This is a genomic window from Magnetospirillum sp. UT-4 (assembly GCF_902729435.1).
Lineage (GTDB): Bacteria > Pseudomonadota > Alphaproteobacteria > Rhodospirillales > Magnetospirillaceae > Magnetospirillum.
The window spans coordinates 1-3,292 of sequence record NZ_CACVCG010000105.1 but is presented as its reverse complement, the minus strand read 5'-3'; the positions used below and the strand labels follow the sequence as shown (position 1 = coordinate 3,292).

The 3,292-nt window shown below is 56.8% G+C and carries 3 protein-coding genes; all 3 read right to left on the bottom strand.

The genetic code is table 11. The features are described from left to right. Window positions 1-167 precede the first annotated feature (167 nt). From MTBUT4_RS14350 to MTBUT4_RS14340, 3 genes are read right to left on the bottom strand one after another with little or no spacing between them, the layout of a single operon-like run. On the bottom strand, window positions 168-617 hold the full coding sequence (locus MTBUT4_RS14350; RefSeq protein WP_173980380.1) for a hypothetical protein: 450 nt from the start codon (window positions 615-617) through the stop codon (window positions 168-170). A gap of 54 nt (window positions 618-671) precedes the next feature. After that, the gene (locus MTBUT4_RS14345) at window positions 672-2,186 is read right to left on the bottom strand and encodes a VWA domain-containing protein (RefSeq protein ID WP_173980379.1); all 1,515 of its coding nucleotides are present in this window, start codon (window positions 2,184-2,186) and stop codon (window positions 672-674) included. 13 nt (window positions 2,187-2,199) lie between these two features. Further along, window positions 2,200-3,051: a hypothetical protein gene (locus MTBUT4_RS14340; RefSeq protein WP_173980378.1), complete on the bottom strand. Its 852-nt coding sequence runs from the start codon at window positions 3,049-3,051 to the stop codon at window positions 2,200-2,202. Window positions 3,052-3,292: the final 241 nt, after the last annotated feature.

Below are 3,292 nucleotides of genomic sequence, written 5' to 3'. Positions count from 1 at the left end.
CGCTCTAGCCATTGGGTTGGCGTATTTATCCTTGAATGTCCAGTTTGGGCCGTGAACGGAATGGCGGCTATCGGACGCGAAACAGGTAATACAGACGCTGCCGTGAAAAAGTGCTGTGGCAGCTACTGACCCAGAAGAGGCATTTGATGCGTGAAATTTCTCCCAACTCAGGAAAGCCGGATCTTCAGAGGATCGACGGCCCCAAGGCGCTTGGCTTCTTTGTCGAAAGCTTTTTCCCAGACAACACGTAACTGGGACTTTAGCTTTCCTGCCATCGGTCCAGATTTCCAAGTTTTTCCACTCGATCCCAACAGTGGGCTTTTAGGGTAAGCAGCCTTCAATGCGTCTTTCAGGGCGTTTGCCTGGGCCATCAGACCTTCGTTTGCGGCTTTCTTCAGCCCTAGTTCGCGCTGGGTTGCCCTGAGCTTGACCTCAATCTCATGGAGGCGCATTTCAAGCTCATGAACCTGTTTCGCTGTTGGCGGCTTCTGTTTTGGTTCCGGAGGGGAGGGCAGGACGGAAGCGCCAAGGGCATGGGCAAGACCTTCAACCCGAACACGAGCAATCTGAAGCTCATGCCCCACGAAATCCAGAGTGTCATCAATCAGATTGCTCATGGAAATCTCCTGTTTGGTGGCCACAGGCGGGTCTCCGCCACGGTCGTGGTCCAATCACTTCGTGACAGCCTGATCAATCCTGGTGATGATTTCCACCCACCGCATCCAGTCGTCGAGATTGTTATCGAACTCGATCAGCAGGGCTACAGCGCGGCTTCCGTCACGGCGGATTTCCTCGAATTTCTTCACGGCCAGCACCACCTCCATCTTCGGACAGATGATTGCGGTGACCGAGGCTATCCCGGCTCCATATGTCTCAAATTTGACGCCATGCATGGAGATGTCGATTGCGGGGGTTTCCCGCTTGTCGCCATCCTCACCGATCCATTGAACCTCCATGGCTCCGGGCGGAACAGATACGCGCAATGAGAACCGTCGCTCGACATTGACAGCCCCGCTCTCATTGACGAGAAGCTTACGTCGCAGTTTCTCCGCATCATCGAGAGCGTTCTTGACCTTGGCGTCGATGTACTGAGATGCAAGGTCCAAGGGTACGGCGGGTCCAGCCTTGGCCGACGACGCGACCGGCGCTCGCCGACGGAAGAAAGCATAAACCCCGGCGGCTCCTCCCAGCAGCACCAGCACGATCAACCAGGATGAGGGCTGGTCATCTTTTGAAGGTGACGGAGCCACGGGTTGTAGCGGTGCCGGTTCTGGTGCTTTCGTTTCAACCGGTGGAGCTGGCTGCTTGGAGGCTGGCATCTCCTTGGGCTGAACCTTTGCCGCGATCTCGGGAATGGCGGTCAAGGCGACTGCCGCCCGGTTCTCATGGTCGTCAGGCAAAGCCTCCTTGACGATGGCACTGGAATGCTGCTGCAAGGCCGTCATGGCCTTCTGCAACTGCTCGACAGGGTTTTCCTGAGCGGCAACCCGCATGGGCAGATACTGGGCTCCCGCCGCCTTGGCCCAGGTTTTGAGATAGTAGGAGGTTCCCGACAAATCCCAGATGATAAGCCTATCTCCGATCAACTTGGCGATGCCCGGCAACTGGCCTTCGATCAGTTCGATATTGCGGGCGTGGTAAAGTGTGCCGAGTTTCTCAAACCGCTTCCGCTTCGAGACCCCGGCATCCTTCATCTGCTGATGCTGGCGGTTTAGATCATCATAGCGGGGGTCCGCTTGAACCTCCTTGCTGAGATAGCCCAGTTTGGCATCCCAAATTTCCGGCTCTCCATCGGATATGATGATCGCCAGTTTGGTGGAGGGTTTGGCAAAATTCAGAAGATACCGAAAAGGCATCTCCAAGTCGGTCGCCTTGCCAGCCATCTCGATTTCGTCAATCGCTTGGTTCAGTGCCTTAATGTCGGTGGCGGTATCGCGCTCAACGGCAAGGTGGCGGTATAGGGCTTCATCAAAGCCGACGACTTCGATTTTATAGGGATTATCGAAAGTCTTCAGGAAGGTCAAAAGCCAAGCCTTTGAGGCAAGCTTTGGATCATGCTTTCCAACCGACCCCGATTGATCGAACAGGATCATGATGTCCGGTTGTTCCTGGGCCGAACCCGATCCAACCGAACCAACCAGAACACAGACAATCAAGGCGACAGTTCGGATGGCGCGAGCAAGCATGTTCGCCTCCCGTCTATTCGAGGTTGGACAGGATGGTCGAACGCTTCTCCGCCAGGAAATCCTTGATTTCAGTCTCGGCCATGAGCTTGCGCTCCGAGGCGAAGGCCGAAAAATATTCGTGGATGCTGTCGAATTCGGCAGTAACTTTTTCGATCAGCTGACGCCGCAGGTCGGTGACCTCGGATTGGTAACTGCTCTCGAACCGTTCCTGAAGCCGCGACTTCTCGGACTCCGTCCACGCCATGATTTTGGACAGCGCCAATTCCTTCTGCGCGGCTACCGCCGCTTCCATCTCAGATAATCTTTCTCGGCGGCGCTCGTCGATGGCCCGATCCAGTTCGGCCATCTCCGCCTCAATCTCACGCTGCCGAGACAAGAGAGTGGTGATGCTCTCGTCGAGAGCGTCCTTGGTCCGGGTGAGATCGGCAACGTCGGCGGACAGATCATCCACTTGCGCTTTTCTGCGGTCGGCCTCGTCCTGAAGGTCGGAGACGGCGTCGGCCAGCTTCCGCTCACTCTCGCGAAGCTGGTGAACTCGCGCCTCAACCGCGCTCCTAGCCGCATTGGCGGCATTGATTTCGTCTTGCTCGGCAGCCAGCTTCGCAGCCCTGCGGGTATCGATGCCGCGCTCATATTCCTCCACGGACGCGATCAGGGATGCCTCCTTGGCAGTCAGAGCCTTTACCCGGGCTTCAAGATCGGCCTTCTGTCGGGTCAGCTTTCCTGCATCATCGATGCCCTGAAAGTTTATGGTTCGGCCACCCTTGGCGGCTGTCTTCGCCTTGGTTCGATCAGCCAGTTTGGACACGCCAACCATGACGGCAAAGAAGCCACAAGCCGACAGCACGATCAGAAGTATAGGCATCATCCTCCCCCAAATGGCAGACAGCCATACGAATTTAGACTAGCACATCAGCTGTTACCGCCCATGCCAAAAGCCGACAGCCCCCAACAGGGCAAGTAAATGACGGTTTGTGGCACACCTCAGACGGCCCGCCTTTTCCGCGCAACGTCCGCTGTCGGGAGCCTGCGCTGATCCACGGAACGGCGATGATGGGCGCGAAGCGGTCAATTGGCCACCCGCGATGCCGCCCCCGCGCTAACCC